Raw genomic sequence first — 14,708 nt, 5'->3', positions numbered from 1 at the left:
CATGTTCAAATATATTGGCGACATCGTTAAGGGTACGGGTACCCAGCTACGCAGCCTGATCATGGTCTTCGGCCATGGCTTCCGTAAGCGCGACACCCTGCAATACCCGGAAGAAGCGGTTTACCTGCCACCGCGTTACCGTGGCCGTATCGTCCTGACCCGCGACCCCGACGGCGAAGAGCGCTGCGTAGCGTGCAACCTGTGCGCCGTGGCCTGCCCGGTCGGCTGCATCTCGCTGCAGAAAGCCGAGACCGAAGACGGTCGCTGGTACCCGGACTTCTTCCGCATCAACTTCTCGCGTTGCATCTTCTGCGGTCTCTGTGAAGAAGCCTGCCCGACCACCGCGATCCAGCTCACGCCGGATTTCGAAATGGCCGAGTTCAAACGTCAGGATCTGGTGTACGAGAAGGAAGATCTGCTGATCTCCGGTCCCGGCAAGAACCCTGACTACAACTTCTACCGCGTTGCGGGGATGGCAATCGCTGGCAAGCCGAAAGGCGCCGCACAGAACGAAGCCGAGCCCATCAACGTCAAGAGCTTGCTGCCTTAAGGAAGAAAGATGGAATTCGCTTTCTATTTCGCATCCGGCATTGCTGTTGTGGCCACCCTTCGGGTGATTACCAACACGAACCCGGTGCACGCCCTGCTCTACCTGATCATTTCGCTGATCGCCGTGGCCATGACCTTCTTCAGCCTCGGCGCGCCGTTCGCCGGTGCCCTGGAAGTGATCGCCTACGCCGGTGCCATTATGGTGCTGTTCGTGTTCGTGGTGATGATGCTGAACCTGGGCCCGGCCTCGGTTCAGCAGGAACGCGCCTGGCTCAAACCCGGTATCTGGCTCGGCCCGATCCTGCTGGGCGGCTTGTTGCTGGCCGAACTGCTGTACGTGCTGTTCGCCAATTCCACCGGTGCCGGTATCGGTCACACCACGGTGGACGCCAAGGCCGTCGGCATCAGCCTGTTCGGTCCTTACCTGCTGGTTGTCGAACTTGCGTCGATGCTGCTGCTCGCCGCAGCCGTGACGGCGTTCCATGTCGGCCGCAACGAGGCGAAGGAGTAAACCCATGCACTCGACGATCCCTCTCGAACATGGCCTGGCGGTTGCCGGTGTCCTGTTCTGCCTCGGCTTGGCGGGCCTGTTGGTACGCCGCAACATTCTGTTCGTGTTGATGAGCCTGGAAGTGATGATGAACTCTGCCGCACTGGCCTTCGTCGTGGCGGGCAGCCGCTGGGCGCAGCCTGACGGTCAGATCATGTTCATTCTGGTGATCAGCCTTGCCGCAGCCGAGGCCAGCATTGGCCTGGCGATCCTGCTGCAACTGTATCGCCGCTTCCACACTCTCGATATCGACGCTGCCAGCGAGATGCGCGGATGAACCTACTCTTCCTGACGTTCGTATTCCCTCTGATGGGCTTTTTGCTGCTGTCGTTCTCGCGCGGCAAATGGTCGGAAAACCTGTCTGCCCTGATCGGTGTCGGCTCCATTGGCCTGTCGGCCATCGTCGCTGCCTACGTGATCTGGCAATTCAACGTCGCGCCGCCGGAAGGCGGTCACCTGACCCTGGTGCTGTGGCAGTGGATGTCGGTTGACGGCTTCGACCCTAACTTCGCCCTGTACGTCGATGGCCTGTCCATCACCATGCTGGGTGTCGTGGTCGGCGTCGGCTTCCTGATCCACCTGTTCGCGTCCTGGTACATGCGCGGTGAAGACGGCTACTCGCGTTTCTTCTCCTACACCAACCTGTTTATTGCCAGCATGTTGTTCCTGATCCTGGGCGACAACCTGCTGTTCATCTACTTCGGTTGGGAAGGCGTGGGCCTGTGCTCGTACCTGTTGATCGGTTTCTATTACAGCAACCGCAACAACGGCAACGCCGCACTGAAAGCCTTCATCGTGACCCGCATCGGCGACGTGTTCATGGCGATCGGCCTGTTCATCCTGTTCCAGCAACTGGGCACGCTGAACATTCAGGAACTGCTGGTCCGTGCGCCTCAGCACTTCAAGGTCGGCGATTTCTGGATCGTGCTGGCGACCCTGATGCTGCTGGGCGGTGCGGTCGGTAAATCGGCGCAACTGCCGCTGCAAACCTGGTTGGCAGACGCAATGGCCGGTCCTACCCCGGTGTCGGCACTGATCCACGCCGCCACCATGGTGACCGCGGGCGTCTACCTGATCGCCCGTACCCACGGCCTGTTCGCCCTGGCGCCGGACATCCTGCACCTGGTCGGCATCGTCGGCGGTGTGACCCTGGTGCTGGCCGGTTTCGCAGCCCTCGTGCAGACCGACATCAAACGTATCCTCGCCTACTCGACCATGAGCCAGATCGGCTACATGTTCCTGGCGCTCGGTGTGGGTGCCTGGGAAGGCGCGATCTTCCACCTGATGACCCACGCATTCTTCAAGGCCCTGCTGTTCCTTGCCTCCGGCGCGGTGATCGTTGCCTGCCACCACGAGCAGAACATCTTCAAGATGGGCGGCCTGTGGAAGAAACTGCCGCTGGCCTACACCAGCTTCATCGTCGGCGGCGCGGCCCTGGCGGCACTGCCGATCCTGACCGCAGGCTTCTACTCCAAGGACGAGATCCTCTGGGAAGCCTTCGCCAGCGGCCATCAGTATCTGCTCTACGCAGGTCTGGTCGGTGCCTTCATGACGTCGCTGTACACCTTCCGCCTGATCTTCATCGCCTTCCACGGCGAAGCGAAGACCGAAGCCCACGCTGGCCATGGGATTTCCCACTGGCTGCCGTTGAGCGTGCTGATCGTGCTGTCGACCTTCATCGGCGCCTGGATTCATCCACCGCTGGCTGGCGTACTGCCGGAAAGCGCGGGGCACGCCGGTGGCGAAGCCAAGCACAGCCTGGAAATCGCCTCGGGTGCCATTGCCCTGGCCGGTATCCTGCTGTCCGCGCTGCTGTTCCTCGGCAAGCGTCGTCTGGTGACGGCCATCGCCAACAGCGGTCCGGGTCGTTTCCTGTCCGCCTGGTGGTTCGCGGCTTGGGGCTTCGACTGGGTTTACGATTTGCTGTTCGTCAAACCTTACCTGGCTATCAGCCGTATGCTGCGTGGCGACCCGCTCGACCACACCATCGGCCTGATCCCGCGTCTCGCGAAAGCCGGTAACACGTTGATGAGCCGCAGTGAAACCGGTCAGCTCCGCTGGTACGCCGCTTCGATCGCCGCAGGTGCCGTACTGGTACTTGGCGCGATTGTGCTGGTCTGATGAGTCGATCTGACATGAACCTTGCGACTTTGCGAAAGGAATTGAGCCCGTCATGATTCTGCCTTGGCTAATCCTGATCCCCTTCATCGGCGGCCTGCTGTGCTGGCAAGGTGAGCGCTTCGGCCCTACCCTGCCGCGCTGGATTGCGCTGCTGACAATGTCCCTCCTCACGGCCCTGGGTCTGTGGTTGTGGATGACCGGTACTTACAGCTACGCGCCAGCCCCTGGCGCCGATCCGACCTGGGCCGTTGAATTCAAGGCCCAGTGGATCCAGCGCTTCGGCATCAGCGTGCACCTGGCGCTGGATGGCCTGTCGTTGCTGATGATTCTCCTGACCGGCCTGCTGGGTATCCTCTCGGTACTCTGCTCGTGGAAAGAGATCCAGCGTAACGTCGGCTTCTTCCACCTCAACCTGATGTGGATCCTGGGCGGTGTCGTCGGCGTGTTCCTCGCCATCGACCTGTTCATGTTCTTCTTCTTCTGGGAAATGATGCTGGTGCCGATGTACTTCCTCATCGCGCTCTGGGGTCACAGCTCGGCAGACGGCAAGAAAACCCGTATCTACGCCGCGACCAAGTTCTTCATCTTCACTCAGGCCAGCGGCCTGATCATGCTGGTGGCGATCCTCGGTCTGGTGCTGGTGCATTTCAACCAGACCGGCGTAATCACCTTCGCCTACGCGGACCTGTTGAAGACCAAGCTGTCCCACAGCACCGAGTACATCCTGATGCTGGGCTTCTTCATCGCCTTCGCGGTGAAGCTGCCGATCGTGCCGCTGCACTCCTGGTTGCCTGACGCTCACGCCCAGGCTCCAACCGCAGGTTCCGTGGACCTGGCGGGTATCCTGCTGAAGACCGCTGCGTATGGCCTGCTGCGTTTTGCCCTGCCGCTGTTCCCGAACGCCTCGGCGGAGTTCGCGCCGATTGCGATGATCCTCGGCCTGATCGGTATCTTCTACGGCGCCTTCCTGGCGTTCGCGCAGACCGACATCAAGCGCCTGATCGCCTTCTCCAGCGTCTCGCACATGGGCTTCGTGCTGATCGGTATCTACTCCGGCAGCCTGCAAGCGCTGCAAGGTGTGGTGGTTCAGATGCTGGCGCACGGTCTGTCGGCCGCCGCGCTCTTTATCCTCAGCGGTCAGCTGTACGAGCGCACCCACACTCGCGACATGCGTGAAATGGGCGGCTTGTGGAACAAGATCGCGTACCTGCCGGCCATCAGCCTGTTCTTCGCCGCCGCGTCGCTGGGCCTGCCAGGCACCGGTAACTTCGTCGGCGAGTTCCTGATCCTGATTGGCAGCTTCGTCCACGCACCGTGGATCACGGCCATCGCGACGTCCGGCCTGGTGTTCGGTTCGGTGTATTCGCTGATCATGATCCACCGCGTGTACTTCGGCCCGGCCAAGACCGAGGAAATCCTCAAGGGCATGGACGGTCGGGAATTGATCATGGTGCTCGGCCTGGCCGTGTTGCTGGTCCTGCTGGGTATCGCCCCGCAGCACGTTCTCGACACTTCCACGGCGACCATGCATGGCGTGCAGCAATGGCTCGGCACCGCCTTCACTCAACTCGCTTCGGCCCGGTAAGAGCGCTATGGACCTGACGATTCAACACTTTATTGCGCTGGCGCCGCTGCTGATTACCAGCATCACCGTTGTGGTGGTGATGCTGGGCATCGCATGGCGTCGCAATCACTCGCAATCGTTCCTGCTCACCGTGGCGGGACTCAACCTGGCATTGCTGTCGATTTACCCGGCCCTCAAGGTCGCGCCGCTGGTGGTCACTCCCCTGCTGCAGATCGACAGCTTCGCCCTGCTGTACATCGGCATCATCCTGGTCTCGACCCTGGCGTGTGTCACCCTGGCACACGCCTATCTGGGTGAAGGCAAGGCGGGTTACCCGGGCAACCGCGAAGAGCTTTACCTGCTGATCCTGATGGCTGCGGCCGGTGCGATGGTGCTGGTCGCCGCGCAACACCTGGCCAGCCTGTTCATCGGTCTGGAACTGCTGTCGGTGCCGGTCTACGGTCTGGTGGCGTACGCCTTCTTCAACAAGCGTTCGCTGGAAGCCGGTATCAAGTACATGGTGCTGTCGGCCGCTGGCTCCGCGTTCCTGCTGTTCGGCATGGCGCTGCTGTACGCCGACGCGGGCAGCCTGGGCTTCGCAGAAATCGGCAAGGCCCTCGCGGCCACCGGCATGCCAAGCCAGATGGCGAGCCTGGGTCTGGGCATGATGTTGATCGGCCTGGGCTTCAAGCTGTCGCTGGTGCCGTTCCACCTGTGGACCCCGGACGTGTACGAAGGCGCTCCTGCCCCGGTGGCGGCGTTCCTCGCCACCGCCAGCAAGGTCGCGGTGTTCGGTGTGCTGGTTCGCCTCTTCCAGATCTCCCCGGCCGCCACCAGCGGCGTGCTGACCGATGTCATGTCGGTCATCGCCGTCGCGTCGATCATCATCGGTAACCTGCTGGCTCTGACTCAGAACAACCTCAAGCGTCTGCTGGGTTATTCGTCCATCGCGCACTTCGGCTACATGATGATCGCGATGGTCGCCAGCAAAGGCATGGCCGTCGAGGCGATCAGCGTGTACCTGGTGACCTACGTCCTGACCAGCCTGGGTGCGTTCGGCGTGATCACGCTGATGTCGTCGCCGTACAGCGGTCGCGATGCGGATGCGCTGTTCGAATACCGTGGTCTGTTCTGGCGTCGTCCTTACCTGACGGCTGTCCTGACCGTGATGATGCTGTCGCTGGCCGGTATTCCGCTCACCACCGGCTTCATCGGTAAGTTCTACATCATCGCCACCGGCGTCGAAGCTCACCTGTGGTGGTTGACCGGTTCGCTGGTGATCGGCAGTGCGATCGGTGTGTTCTATTACCTGCGGGTGATGGTGACGCTGTATCTGCAAGACTCGAAGATCCAGCGCCACGATGCCCCGTTCAACTGGGCGCAACGTGCGGGTGGTGTGATGCTGTTGGGGATTACGCTGCTGGCGTTCTTCCTGGGTGTCTATCCACAGCCGCTGTTGACACTGGTGCAACACGCCGGGTTGTGATGGTTCGGTAGATATGAAAAAGCCCTGCTCTTGAGCGGGCTTTTTTATGGGCGGGTGGTGCTGTTTTTTGAGTGAAGATCCGTTATCGGTGGCGTCGCTTATATTGGTTCCGCCCTTACGGCGGGTCACTTTTGTAAAAGCGACAAAAGTAACCAAAAACGCATGCTCCTGGTTTGGCCCTGACTTCGTCAGGGTTCCCTCACTCCGGCGACGCTCCGTGGGCCCGCGCCGAACGGACATCCATGTCCTTGCGGCGCTCTCGCGGCATCCATGCCGCTCGACCCACTCCACGCCGCCTGCGTTCGGCCTGCACCCAAGTCGCGTTCGGCGGTGTCTGGACCTTCGCGTTAGAAAAGCTTCGCTGGCTGGAGCTAACGCTCTTCGCGGGTCAGGCGCTCACGCTTTCCCCGTCATACCTCAATCCCCTGTGGGAGCGAATTCATTCGCGAAAAATGGCTCTGGCGATAGAGATGCACCGGATGTACCGGCATTGCGGTCGGGCGCCCACGTAATCTCTGTCATACCTCAATACCCCTGTGGGAACGAATTCATTCGCGAAAAGTGTCTCTGGCGATGGAGATGTACCGGATGTACCGGATGTACCGGCCATTCGCGAATGAATTCGCTCCCACAGTTGAGACCTGTGTCTGGATTAAACCTCTGCGCACGTCATTACATCGCGAAGAGCGTTAGCTCCAGCAAGACCGCTTTTGATCTTTTCCCACGCCAGTCCAAACACCGCAGAACGCGACTTGGGTGCAGGCCGAACGCAGTCGGCGCGGGCCCACGGAGCGTCGCCGGAGCGAGGGAACCCTGACGCAATCAGGGCCAAACCAGGAGCAGGCACCCTTAGTTACTTGGGGGTGGTGCGGCAATCCGACTTTTCCAAGTAACTCGCCGGAGGCGAAATCTTCTGCCCCCAGGCAGAACCTATATCAGCATCACCCGAGACAACGGATATACACACAAAACAAAAAACTACCCCGGCAACCTCACCGTCGTCTTCGCCCCGGTAAACAACCCCCACGTCGACATGAACAACGCCGCAATCATCGGCCCGATCACAAACCCGTTCAGCCCGAACACTGCCATCCCCCCCAGCGTCGAAATCAAAATCAGGTAATCCGGCATCCGCGTGTCCTTGCCCACCAGAATCGGTCGCAGCACGTTATCCACCAATCCGATCACGAACACCCCGAACAACCCCAGCACCACGCCCTGCCAAATCATCCCGCTCAGCAGGAAATACGCTGCCACTGGCGCCCAGACGATCCCCGCCCCTACCGCCGGCAACAGCGACAGAAAAGCCATCGCCACCGCCCACAACAACGCGCTGGGAATGTCCAGAATCCAGAAAATCAGACCGCCCAGCGCACCTTGGGTGATCGCCACCACCACATTGCCCTTCACCGTCGCGCGCACGACACGGGTGAACTTCAGTTGCAGTCGACGCTTCTGCGCCTCCGCCAAGGGAACGGCGATGCGAATACGACGGGTCAGGTCCTGGCCGTCGCGCAGGAAGAAAAACAGCAGGTACAGCATGATGAAAAAACTCACCACGAAATCGAACGTGCCCTGTCCGAAGCTGAACGCCTGGGTCGCCAAGTATTGACTGCCCTGCATCGCCGTCTTTGAAATCTTGTCCTGCAGCCCGTTGAAGTCTCCGATACCCAGACGGTTGAGCCAATGTTGCATCGAGGTCGGCAGCAACGCCTTGAATTCGGCGAGGTATTTAGGGATGTCAAGCTGGCCGCTTTCGACGCTTTTGTACAACGCAGCACCTTCCTGGACCATCAGCATGCTGATGATGATCACCGGCAAGATTGCGATTACCAGGCAGATCATCAATGTGCACAGCGAGGTGAGGTTGCGTTGCCAGCCGAAGCGCGCCACCAGTCGCCGTTGCAGGGGTGCGAAGATGATGCCCAGCACCACCGCCCAGAACACCGCACCGTAAAACGGCAGCAGTATCCAGATGAAGGCCAGCGTCACCAGGACCACCAGCAGCATCAGGGTTTTGTTTTGCAGCGAGGTCTCGTTCATGTTCCTTCCATGTCATTAAGCCCCGCTAAACGCAGGGCCTGATGATTAGTCCGTCAATCGCAACAGGAGTGCCGCCGGAGAGAGGCTGCAGGAAGGAAACGATGGGCCATTGCGGCCCACCGTGTGGCGCATCAGATGCGGAACTGGCCCACCAGTTGGCCAAGACGATGATTGAGGTCGGTCAGGCTGCGCGACGTGGTGGCACTGTGGCGGGTCTCGTCGGCAACGCTTTCGACCGCCACGGCGATCTGATGCACGCTGCGGTTGATTTCTTCGGCCACGGCCGTCTGTTCTTCGGCGGCGCTGGCGATCTGCGCGTTCATCGAATTGATCGTGCCGATCAGTTGGCCGATGGTGTCCAGCGACGCACCCGCTTCGTTGGCCCGGGCGGAGGTGCCATCGCCGGCCTCGCTGGAGCGGCGCATGGCGGCCACGGCGCCTTGGGTGCCCTGTTGCAGGCGGTCGATCATGCCCTGAATTTCTTGCGTGCTTTGTTGCGTGCGGCTGGCCAGGGCGCGGACTTCATCGGCCACCACCGCAAACCCGCGACCCGCTTCGCCCGCCCGTGCCGCTTCGATGGCCGCGTTCAGCGCCAGTAAGTTGGTCTGTTCGGCGATGGAACGGATCACCCCCAGCACGCCGACGATGGACGTCACGTCGTTCTGCAGGCTGTCGAGCGACGCGCCGCTATGACGAATGTCACTCACCAGCGCATGGATCTGCTGAATGCTGCCGTCGACGACGCGCTTGGCGGTCTGGCCTTCCTGATCGGTCTGCTGCGCCGCCACCGACGCGCCTTGCGCGCTCTTGGCGACTTCCTGCGCGGCGGCTGACATCTGGTTGATCGCCGTCGCCACTTGATCGGTTTCGTGACGTTGGCGCTCCATGGCCTGTTCGGAACGCTGCGCCTGACGGGTCACTTCACCCACGAGGCCGGTCAGTTGCGAGGTCATTTCCGCGATCTGCCGCACCAGCCCGTGAATCTTGTCGACGAAGCGATTGAACGAGCCCGCCAGATCACCCAGTTCGTCCTGCGAGGTCACGGCCAGGCGGCGGGTCAAGTCGCCCTCCCCGGCCGCGATGTCGTCCAGGTTGGCTTTCATCAACTGCAATGGCCGCAGGATGGTGCCGGACGTCCAGACGCCGATGACGGCAATGATCACCAGCACCACCAATGCGATGCCGAGGATGGTGATCAGCATCTGCTCGGTTCGCTGGGCGATGGCCTTGCGGACTTCAGCGACCTTGGCGTCGATATTATCCAGGTTCACCGAGGAGCCGATGGCCATATCCCATTTGGGCAGGAACTCGGTGTAGCCAACTTTGGGCAAGGACTCGTTGGAGCCCGGCAATGGCGAGGCGTACTCCAGGTAATGCGTCCCCGATTTACCGGCTTCCACCAAACCGACAACATAAGGAATGCCATTAGTGTCGCGGGTGTCTTTGAAGCTTTTGCCGATGCCGTCAGGACTGTCGCCTTTGAAGAGGCGAACGATTTGAGAGTCGTAGCCAAAGAAGTAACCGTCTTTGGCGTATTTGACTTGGGAGAGCATTTTGATGACTTGGGCGCGGGCCTCCATATCACCTGGAGCCGAGGCGTCGTAGAGCGGCTTGATGGTTCCCATGGCCACCGCCACATAGCTTTGCAAGGTGGCTTTGGCTTCAGCGAGCAAACGCTGACGGGTCTCTTCGACTTCGCGGTTCGCTTGTTCACGGAGCATGAAAACCGTACTGACGCTGATGATCAGCGCAAACAGCAACACCGGAAGCACGGAAAGGGAGAGAACTTTGGCTTTCAGATTTAGCCGCATAGGTGTCATGACCTTTTATTATTGTGGGCATCGGGCCATCCAGGCTCCTTAAGGGTTAACGGCGCCGCGGCGCAGAAGTTGAGGCCGCGACGGCAAGCAATCGCTTAATGGACGCCCGGTTGAGCGATGTGTCGCTCCGGCAGGTCGATGCGCACCTGCAACCCGCCCAGCGGACTGTCGAGCAACTGAACGTGCCCACCCCACGCCTCAACGATGTCTTTGACGATCCCCAGCCCCAATCCGTGCCCGGTCACCTGTTCATCCAGCCGGTTGCCACGGCCCAGCATCTCGACCCGCTGCTCTGGCGGAATCCCCGGCCCGTCGTCGTCGATCAGCAGGCGGTATTGGCCCTGTTCGTGTGTGATGGTGAGGCAGACGGCGCTGTCGGCCCACTTGCAGGCGTTGTCCAGGAGATTTCCAAGCAGTTCCAGGATGTCTTCACGGTCCCACGGCAGGACCAGATCGGCGGCCACGTGGTTGTTCAGCTCCAAGTGCTCGCCATGGATCATTCGCAGGGTGGAAAACAGCCCCGGCAGCTCGGCAGAACAGTCGAATCGCACACTTGGCAGCGCATCGCCTGACAGACGTGCACGATTCAGCTCACGCTCCAGTCGTTGCTGAATCTGTTGCAGCTGATCGCGCAAGGTGGCGCGCACGTGGGGCAATTGTTCCAGCTTTTGCCCTTCCGTCAGGCTCATCAGCACCGCCAACGGTGTTTTCAAGGCATGACCGAGATTGCCCAAAGCGTTGCGAGATCGCTTGAGGCTGTCCTCAGTGTGCGTCAGCAAATGGTTGACCTGGGCGACCAGCGGCTCAAGCTCCAGCGGCACCTCCTGATCGAGCTGCGAGCGCTGGCCCTGTTGCAGTTGGAGTATCTGCGCCCTGGCCTTGTCCAGCGGACGTAAGGCACGGCGTACGGTCACCCGTTGCAGAATCAGGATCAGCATCAGCGCGGCCAGCCCCAACCCCAGGCCAATGCGCTGCACTTGCGCGAAGCTGGCCTGCACCGGGGTGTAGTCCTGGGCGACCGTGATGGAAATCTTCTGGCCAAACTTCCGGTAATCCGATTGAAGCAACAACAGGGATTGCCTGCTTTTTTCCAGCTCGAAGTCGGCGTGCAACCCGGCTTGGTCAGGTTGTGGCAACTCCAGGTCCCACAACGATCGCGAGCGCCAGTGCCCACCGTCGAAGTCAATGCGGAAATAATGGCCGGAGTACGGCCGCTGATACCCCGGCGACAGCCGCTGTTCATCTAACTGCAGGCCATTGGGGCCACGCACGATAGCCACCAGCAGCAATTCGGCGTCGTTGCGCAGCCCCGATTCCAGATAGCGTTGCATACCGACTTCGAACAGCCACAGGCTGACCTGCGCCAGCACCAGACCAATGATCAGCAGCACGCTGATCAGGCCAAGGCTGAGGGTGCGTTGTATCGACCTCACCCGCCCGTTCCGCCAAATCGATAGCCTTGGCCGCGCCGGGTTTCGACCACCGCTCGGCCCAGCTTGCGGCGCAGGTGGTTGACGTGCACTTCGATGACGTTGGAATCACGCTCGTTTTCCCCATCGTACAGGTGCTCGGCCAGGTGGCTCTTGGACAGGATCTGTTCGGGGTGCAGCATGAAATAGCGCAACAGCCGGAACTCGGCGGCGGTGAGCTGGATGTCTTCGCCGTCGCGGCTCACGCATTGACGGCCCTCATCCAGATGCAGGCCCGCCGCTTCGAGTTTCGGCTGGTTCGCCAGGCCTCGGGCACGGCGCAGCAGCGCCTGGATGCGTAGCTGTAATTCTTCGGGATGAAAGGGTTTGGTGAGGTAATCATCGGCACCGGCTTTCAACCCTTCGATCCGCTCGGCCCAGGAGCCCCGAGCGGTGAGAATCAGCACGGGTGTCGCCAGGCCGTCCGCGCGCCATTTCTGCAAGACGTCCAGCCCCGAAAGCCCCGGCAGCCCGAGGTCCAATACGATCAGGTCGTAGGGCTCACTCATCCCTTGGTGAACGGCGTCGCGGCCATCGGCCAGCCAGTCCACCGCGTACCCCTGCCGAGTCAAACCGCTGACCAGCTCGTCCGCCAGGGGCACGTTGTCTTCAACCAGTAACAGGCGCATCAATCGTCTTCCTTGTCTTCCAGCAAACGGCTGTCGCGGGCATCGAATTTGAGTTCACGAACCACGTGATCGGACGTCAGCAACTCGATCTCGTAGACCAGAACGTCGTGTTTCTCTTCCAGCTCCGCTTCCAGGAGTTTAGAACCGGGATAGCGTCCCAGTGCCTGTTCGATGAACTGCTCAAGCGGCAGAATGACGCCCTTTTGCCGAAGGGCGAGGGCCTCATCCTGATCCAGATCCCGTGCAGCGCAGACCGTGCAGGCCGTGACTGCACAGGCGGCGATCAGGCCGTGGGCGAACAGGACGGAAGGACGCTTACCGGCGATCATCAGGTGTCCTGATGGTCTTTGAGGATTTGGCCGTTGGTGGCGTCGAGTTCGACATCCCACTCGACACCCTTACCGTCGCGCAGCTCGACCTGATAAACGTACTTGCCATATTCCTGTTCCAGCTCGGTCTCGGTAACGGTTGCGCCAGGGTGTTTGGCCAGCGCGGCCGCGTTAAGTTTTTCGAAAGATTGAATAGTACCTGCATCTCGCAGGCGCAGCGCTTCGTCCGGGCCCAGATCTTTGGCCTGTACGTAGCCAGCAGTGAGTGCGAGAGCAGAAGCGGCGAAAAAGGCAGTGAACAGTTTCATGGTGAATCTCCGTTGTGGTCGTCTTGTTGACGGAAACAACGATAACCAACCGAACTTAATTGAAGCTGAAAGGTACGGCCACCTGCCATCACCTTTGGCACAGACCCCGCTTTTCGCAGGCGAGCCAGCCGATATACTTCGCCTCTGCTTATCTCCGGAGTGCCCATGAGCGCCATTCAGATCAAGACGCCCGCGTTGACCCTCAAGGCCGGGAAACGGGCGATGGCCCGGATTCATGACCACGGATTGGCCCCCGCCGATGTCGGCATCATTCCGGGTGCGGCGGGCGGGCCCAAGGCGCTGGGTATTCAAGGGCTGGATCTGGCGCTGTTCGGCGAATGGCTGCCACGTTTCAAGCGGGAACGCTCGCTGATCGGCGCGTCCATCGGTGCGTGGCGTTTTGCGAGCGCCTGTCTGCCTGACCCGGTGGAAGGCCTGACCCGGCTCGGTCAGCTCTACAACGAACAAAGCTTCGCCAAGGGCGTGACCATGGCCGAGGTCACGCGCAGTTGCGTGAAGATGCTCGACGACCTGTTGCAGGGGCGCGATGCCCGTGTGCTGAGCACCCCCCACCACCGACTCAACGTGATGATTGTGAAAAGTCACGGCCTGCTCGCGCTGGATCATCGCGGCGGTCTGGGCCTCGGGCTGGGCTCAGTGATCGCCAACAACCTCATCGGACGCGCGCGGTTGTCGCGGCATTTCGAACGGCTGATCCTGCACGACGCTCGCCTCGCCCCACCGCTCTCGCCCTTGACGGATTTTCCCTCCCGCTGCCTGCCCCTCGACGTGTCGAATCTGCGCCAGGCGCTGCTGGCCTCGGGTTCGATTCCGATGGTGATGCAAGGCGTGATGGACATTCCGGGTGTCGGGCCGGGTACGTTCCGCGACGGCGGCCTGCTGGATTACCACCTCGACCTGCCCTACAGCGGCAGCGACATCGTGCTGTATCCGCATTTCACCGATAAAATCATCCCCGGCTGGTTCGACAAAGCCCTGCCGTGGCGGCGCGGTGACCTGGGGCGGTTGCAAGACGTGGTGCTGCTGGCGCCGTCCCGCGATTATCTGGCGACGCTGCCGTTCGGCAAGCTCCCGGACCGCAGCGATTTCAAGCGTTTCATCGGTAACGACCCGGAACGCCAGCGCTATTGGCGAACGGCCATGGAACAGAGCCGAAGGCTGGGCGACGAGTTCATCGACCTGGTGGACAGCGGGCGTCTGGCCGGTCGGCTGGAGACGCTGATCTGACCGGGTGATTTTCAACCGGGCGGTCAGGTTCTGACGGTGCCTCGGCAAACCATTGCTGGTAAACTCGCCCCCTGCATTTTTTCGCCCAGGCGATCGCCACCTTTCAAGGCTCTCAATACCGTGGAAATCTTCAAGGAATTTACGTTCGAATCGGCTCACCGCCTTCCTCACGTCCCGGAGGGCCACAAGTGCGGCCGTCTGCACGGCCACTCGTTCCGGGTCGCGATTTACCTGCAAGGCGAACCTGATCCGCACACCGGCTGGATCCGTGACTTCTCCGAGATCAAGACGATCTTCAAACCGCTGTACGAGCGTCTGGATCACAACTACCTGAACGACATTCCCGGTCTGGAAAACCCGACCAGCGAAGTGTTGGTGAAGTGGATCTGGAATGAGCTGAAGCCGCTGCTGCCGGAGTTGTCGGCCATCCGTATTCATGAAACGTGCACCAGCGGTTGCGTGTATCGCGGGGATTGATCGATGCCAGCGGGGCAGTCGTTTTCGCCCCCCCCTTCGCTTCAAACGTGCTCACGAATACGGCCGGGCCAATCAGCTGAGCATTGGCTGACTGGCGCCTTTCGTGAGCAAGCTC

General features: G+C 60.9%; 14 protein-coding genes and 1 pseudogene. 8 read left to right on the top strand and 7 right to left on the bottom strand.

Annotation, left to right across the window (positions count from 1 at the left end; translation table 11 throughout):
• Position 1 precedes the first annotated feature (1 nt).
• Genes nuoI through nuoN form a run of 6 tightly spaced genes read left to right on the top strand, consistent with a single transcriptional unit; the run spans position 2 to position 6,270 of the window.
• The gene (gene nuoI / locus GVN17_RS08475) at positions 2-550 is read left to right on the top strand and encodes an NADH-quinone oxidoreductase subunit NuoI (protein ID WP_062380730.1); all 549 of its coding nucleotides are present in this window, start codon (positions 2-4) and stop codon (positions 548-550) included.
• Between the two features lie 9 nt (positions 551-559).
• Positions 560-1,060, top strand: coding sequence for an NADH-quinone oxidoreductase subunit J (nuoJ, locus tag GVN17_RS08470; protein ID WP_062380728.1), 501 nt, complete (start codon positions 560-562; stop codon positions 1,058-1,060).
• A 4-nt stretch (positions 1,061-1,064) separates the two neighbouring features.
• Positions 1,065-1,376 (top strand): NADH-quinone oxidoreductase subunit NuoK, encoded by a 312-nt coding sequence (gene nuoK, locus GVN17_RS08465; protein ID WP_166594802.1) that lies wholly within the window; start codon positions 1,065-1,067, stop codon positions 1,374-1,376.
• Positions 1,373-3,220, top strand: a complete 1,848-nt coding sequence (gene nuoL, locus GVN17_RS08460) for an NADH-quinone oxidoreductase subunit L (RefSeq protein WP_166594801.1) — start codon at positions 1,373-1,375, stop codon at positions 3,218-3,220. Before nuoK ends, nuoL begins: the two co-directional genes overlap by 4 nt.
• A gap of 52 nt (positions 3,221-3,272) precedes the next feature.
• The gene (gene nuoM, locus GVN17_RS08455) at positions 3,273-4,805 is read left to right on the top strand and encodes an NADH-quinone oxidoreductase subunit M (protein WP_166594800.1); all 1,533 of its coding nucleotides are present in this window, start codon (positions 3,273-3,275) and stop codon (positions 4,803-4,805) included.
• 7 nt (positions 4,806-4,812) lie between these two features.
• Entirely contained in the window at positions 4,813-6,270 is a 1,458-nt protein-coding gene (gene nuoN, locus GVN17_RS08450; protein WP_166594799.1) for an NADH-quinone oxidoreductase subunit NuoN, read from the top strand.
• 978 nt (positions 6,271-7,248) lie between these two features.
• On the opposite strand, the gene GVN17_RS08445 is transcribed toward nuoN, so the two are convergent.
• The 7 genes and pseudogenes from GVN17_RS08445 to GVN17_RS08420 form a co-directional block, all read right to left on the bottom strand.
• On the bottom strand, positions 7,249-8,313 hold the full coding sequence (locus tag GVN17_RS08445; RefSeq protein WP_166594798.1) for an AI-2E family transporter: 1,065 nt from the start codon (positions 8,311-8,313) through the stop codon (positions 7,249-7,251).
• A 131-nt stretch (positions 8,314-8,444) separates the two neighbouring features.
• Positions 8,445-9,200 carry a methyl-accepting chemotaxis protein gene (locus GVN17_RS29890; RefSeq protein WP_371928521.1) on the bottom strand — a complete coding sequence of 252 codons (756 nt, stop codon included), beginning with the start codon at positions 9,198-9,200 and terminating at the stop codon, positions 8,445-8,447.
• A 102-nt stretch (positions 9,201-9,302) separates the two neighbouring features.
• Positions 9,303-10,034: pseudogene (locus GVN17_RS29885) on the bottom strand (cache domain-containing protein); the annotation flags it as partial.
• 194 nt (positions 10,035-10,228) lie between these two features.
• On the bottom strand, positions 10,229-11,566 hold the full coding sequence (locus GVN17_RS08435) for a sensor histidine kinase (protein WP_166594796.1): 1,338 nt from the start codon (positions 11,564-11,566) through the stop codon (positions 10,229-10,231).
• Positions 11,563-12,231: a response regulator transcription factor gene (locus tag GVN17_RS08430; RefSeq protein ID WP_166594795.1), complete on the bottom strand. Its 669-nt coding sequence runs from the start codon at positions 12,229-12,231 to the stop codon at positions 11,563-11,565. Before GVN17_RS08430 ends, GVN17_RS08435 begins: the two co-directional genes overlap by 4 nt.
• Positions 12,231-12,560 carry a PepSY domain-containing protein gene (locus GVN17_RS08425; RefSeq protein ID WP_166594794.1) on the bottom strand — a complete coding sequence of 110 codons (330 nt, stop codon included), beginning with the start codon at positions 12,558-12,560 and terminating at the stop codon, positions 12,231-12,233. The genes GVN17_RS08430 and GVN17_RS08425 overlap by 1 nt, the downstream gene beginning before the upstream one ends.
• Positions 12,560-12,868, bottom strand: a complete 309-nt coding sequence (locus GVN17_RS08420) for a PepSY domain-containing protein (RefSeq protein WP_166594793.1) — start codon at positions 12,866-12,868, stop codon at positions 12,560-12,562. The genes GVN17_RS08425 and GVN17_RS08420 overlap by 1 nt, the downstream gene beginning before the upstream one ends.
• A gap of 165 nt (positions 12,869-13,033) precedes the next feature.
• On the opposite strand from GVN17_RS08420, the gene GVN17_RS08415 reads away from it, so the two are divergent.
• Both GVN17_RS08415 and queD read left to right on the top strand, forming a co-directional pair.
• The gene (locus tag GVN17_RS08415) at positions 13,034-14,116 is read left to right on the top strand and encodes a patatin-like phospholipase family protein (RefSeq protein WP_166594792.1); all 1,083 of its coding nucleotides are present in this window, start codon (positions 13,034-13,036) and stop codon (positions 14,114-14,116) included.
• Between the two features lie 120 nt (positions 14,117-14,236).
• Positions 14,237-14,593 (top strand): 6-carboxytetrahydropterin synthase QueD, encoded by a 357-nt coding sequence (gene queD, locus GVN17_RS08410; RefSeq protein ID WP_074755358.1) that lies wholly within the window; start codon positions 14,237-14,239, stop codon positions 14,591-14,593.
• Positions 14,594-14,708 lie beyond the last annotated feature (115 nt).

The sequence above is a fragment of the Pseudomonas sp. SLFW genome (assembly GCF_009905615.1).
Classification (GTDB): domain Bacteria; phylum Pseudomonadota; class Gammaproteobacteria; order Pseudomonadales; family Pseudomonadaceae; genus Aquipseudomonas; species Aquipseudomonas bambusae.
Note: the sequence above shows the minus strand (reverse complement) of the source record. Positions and strands in the feature narration are given on the sequence as shown.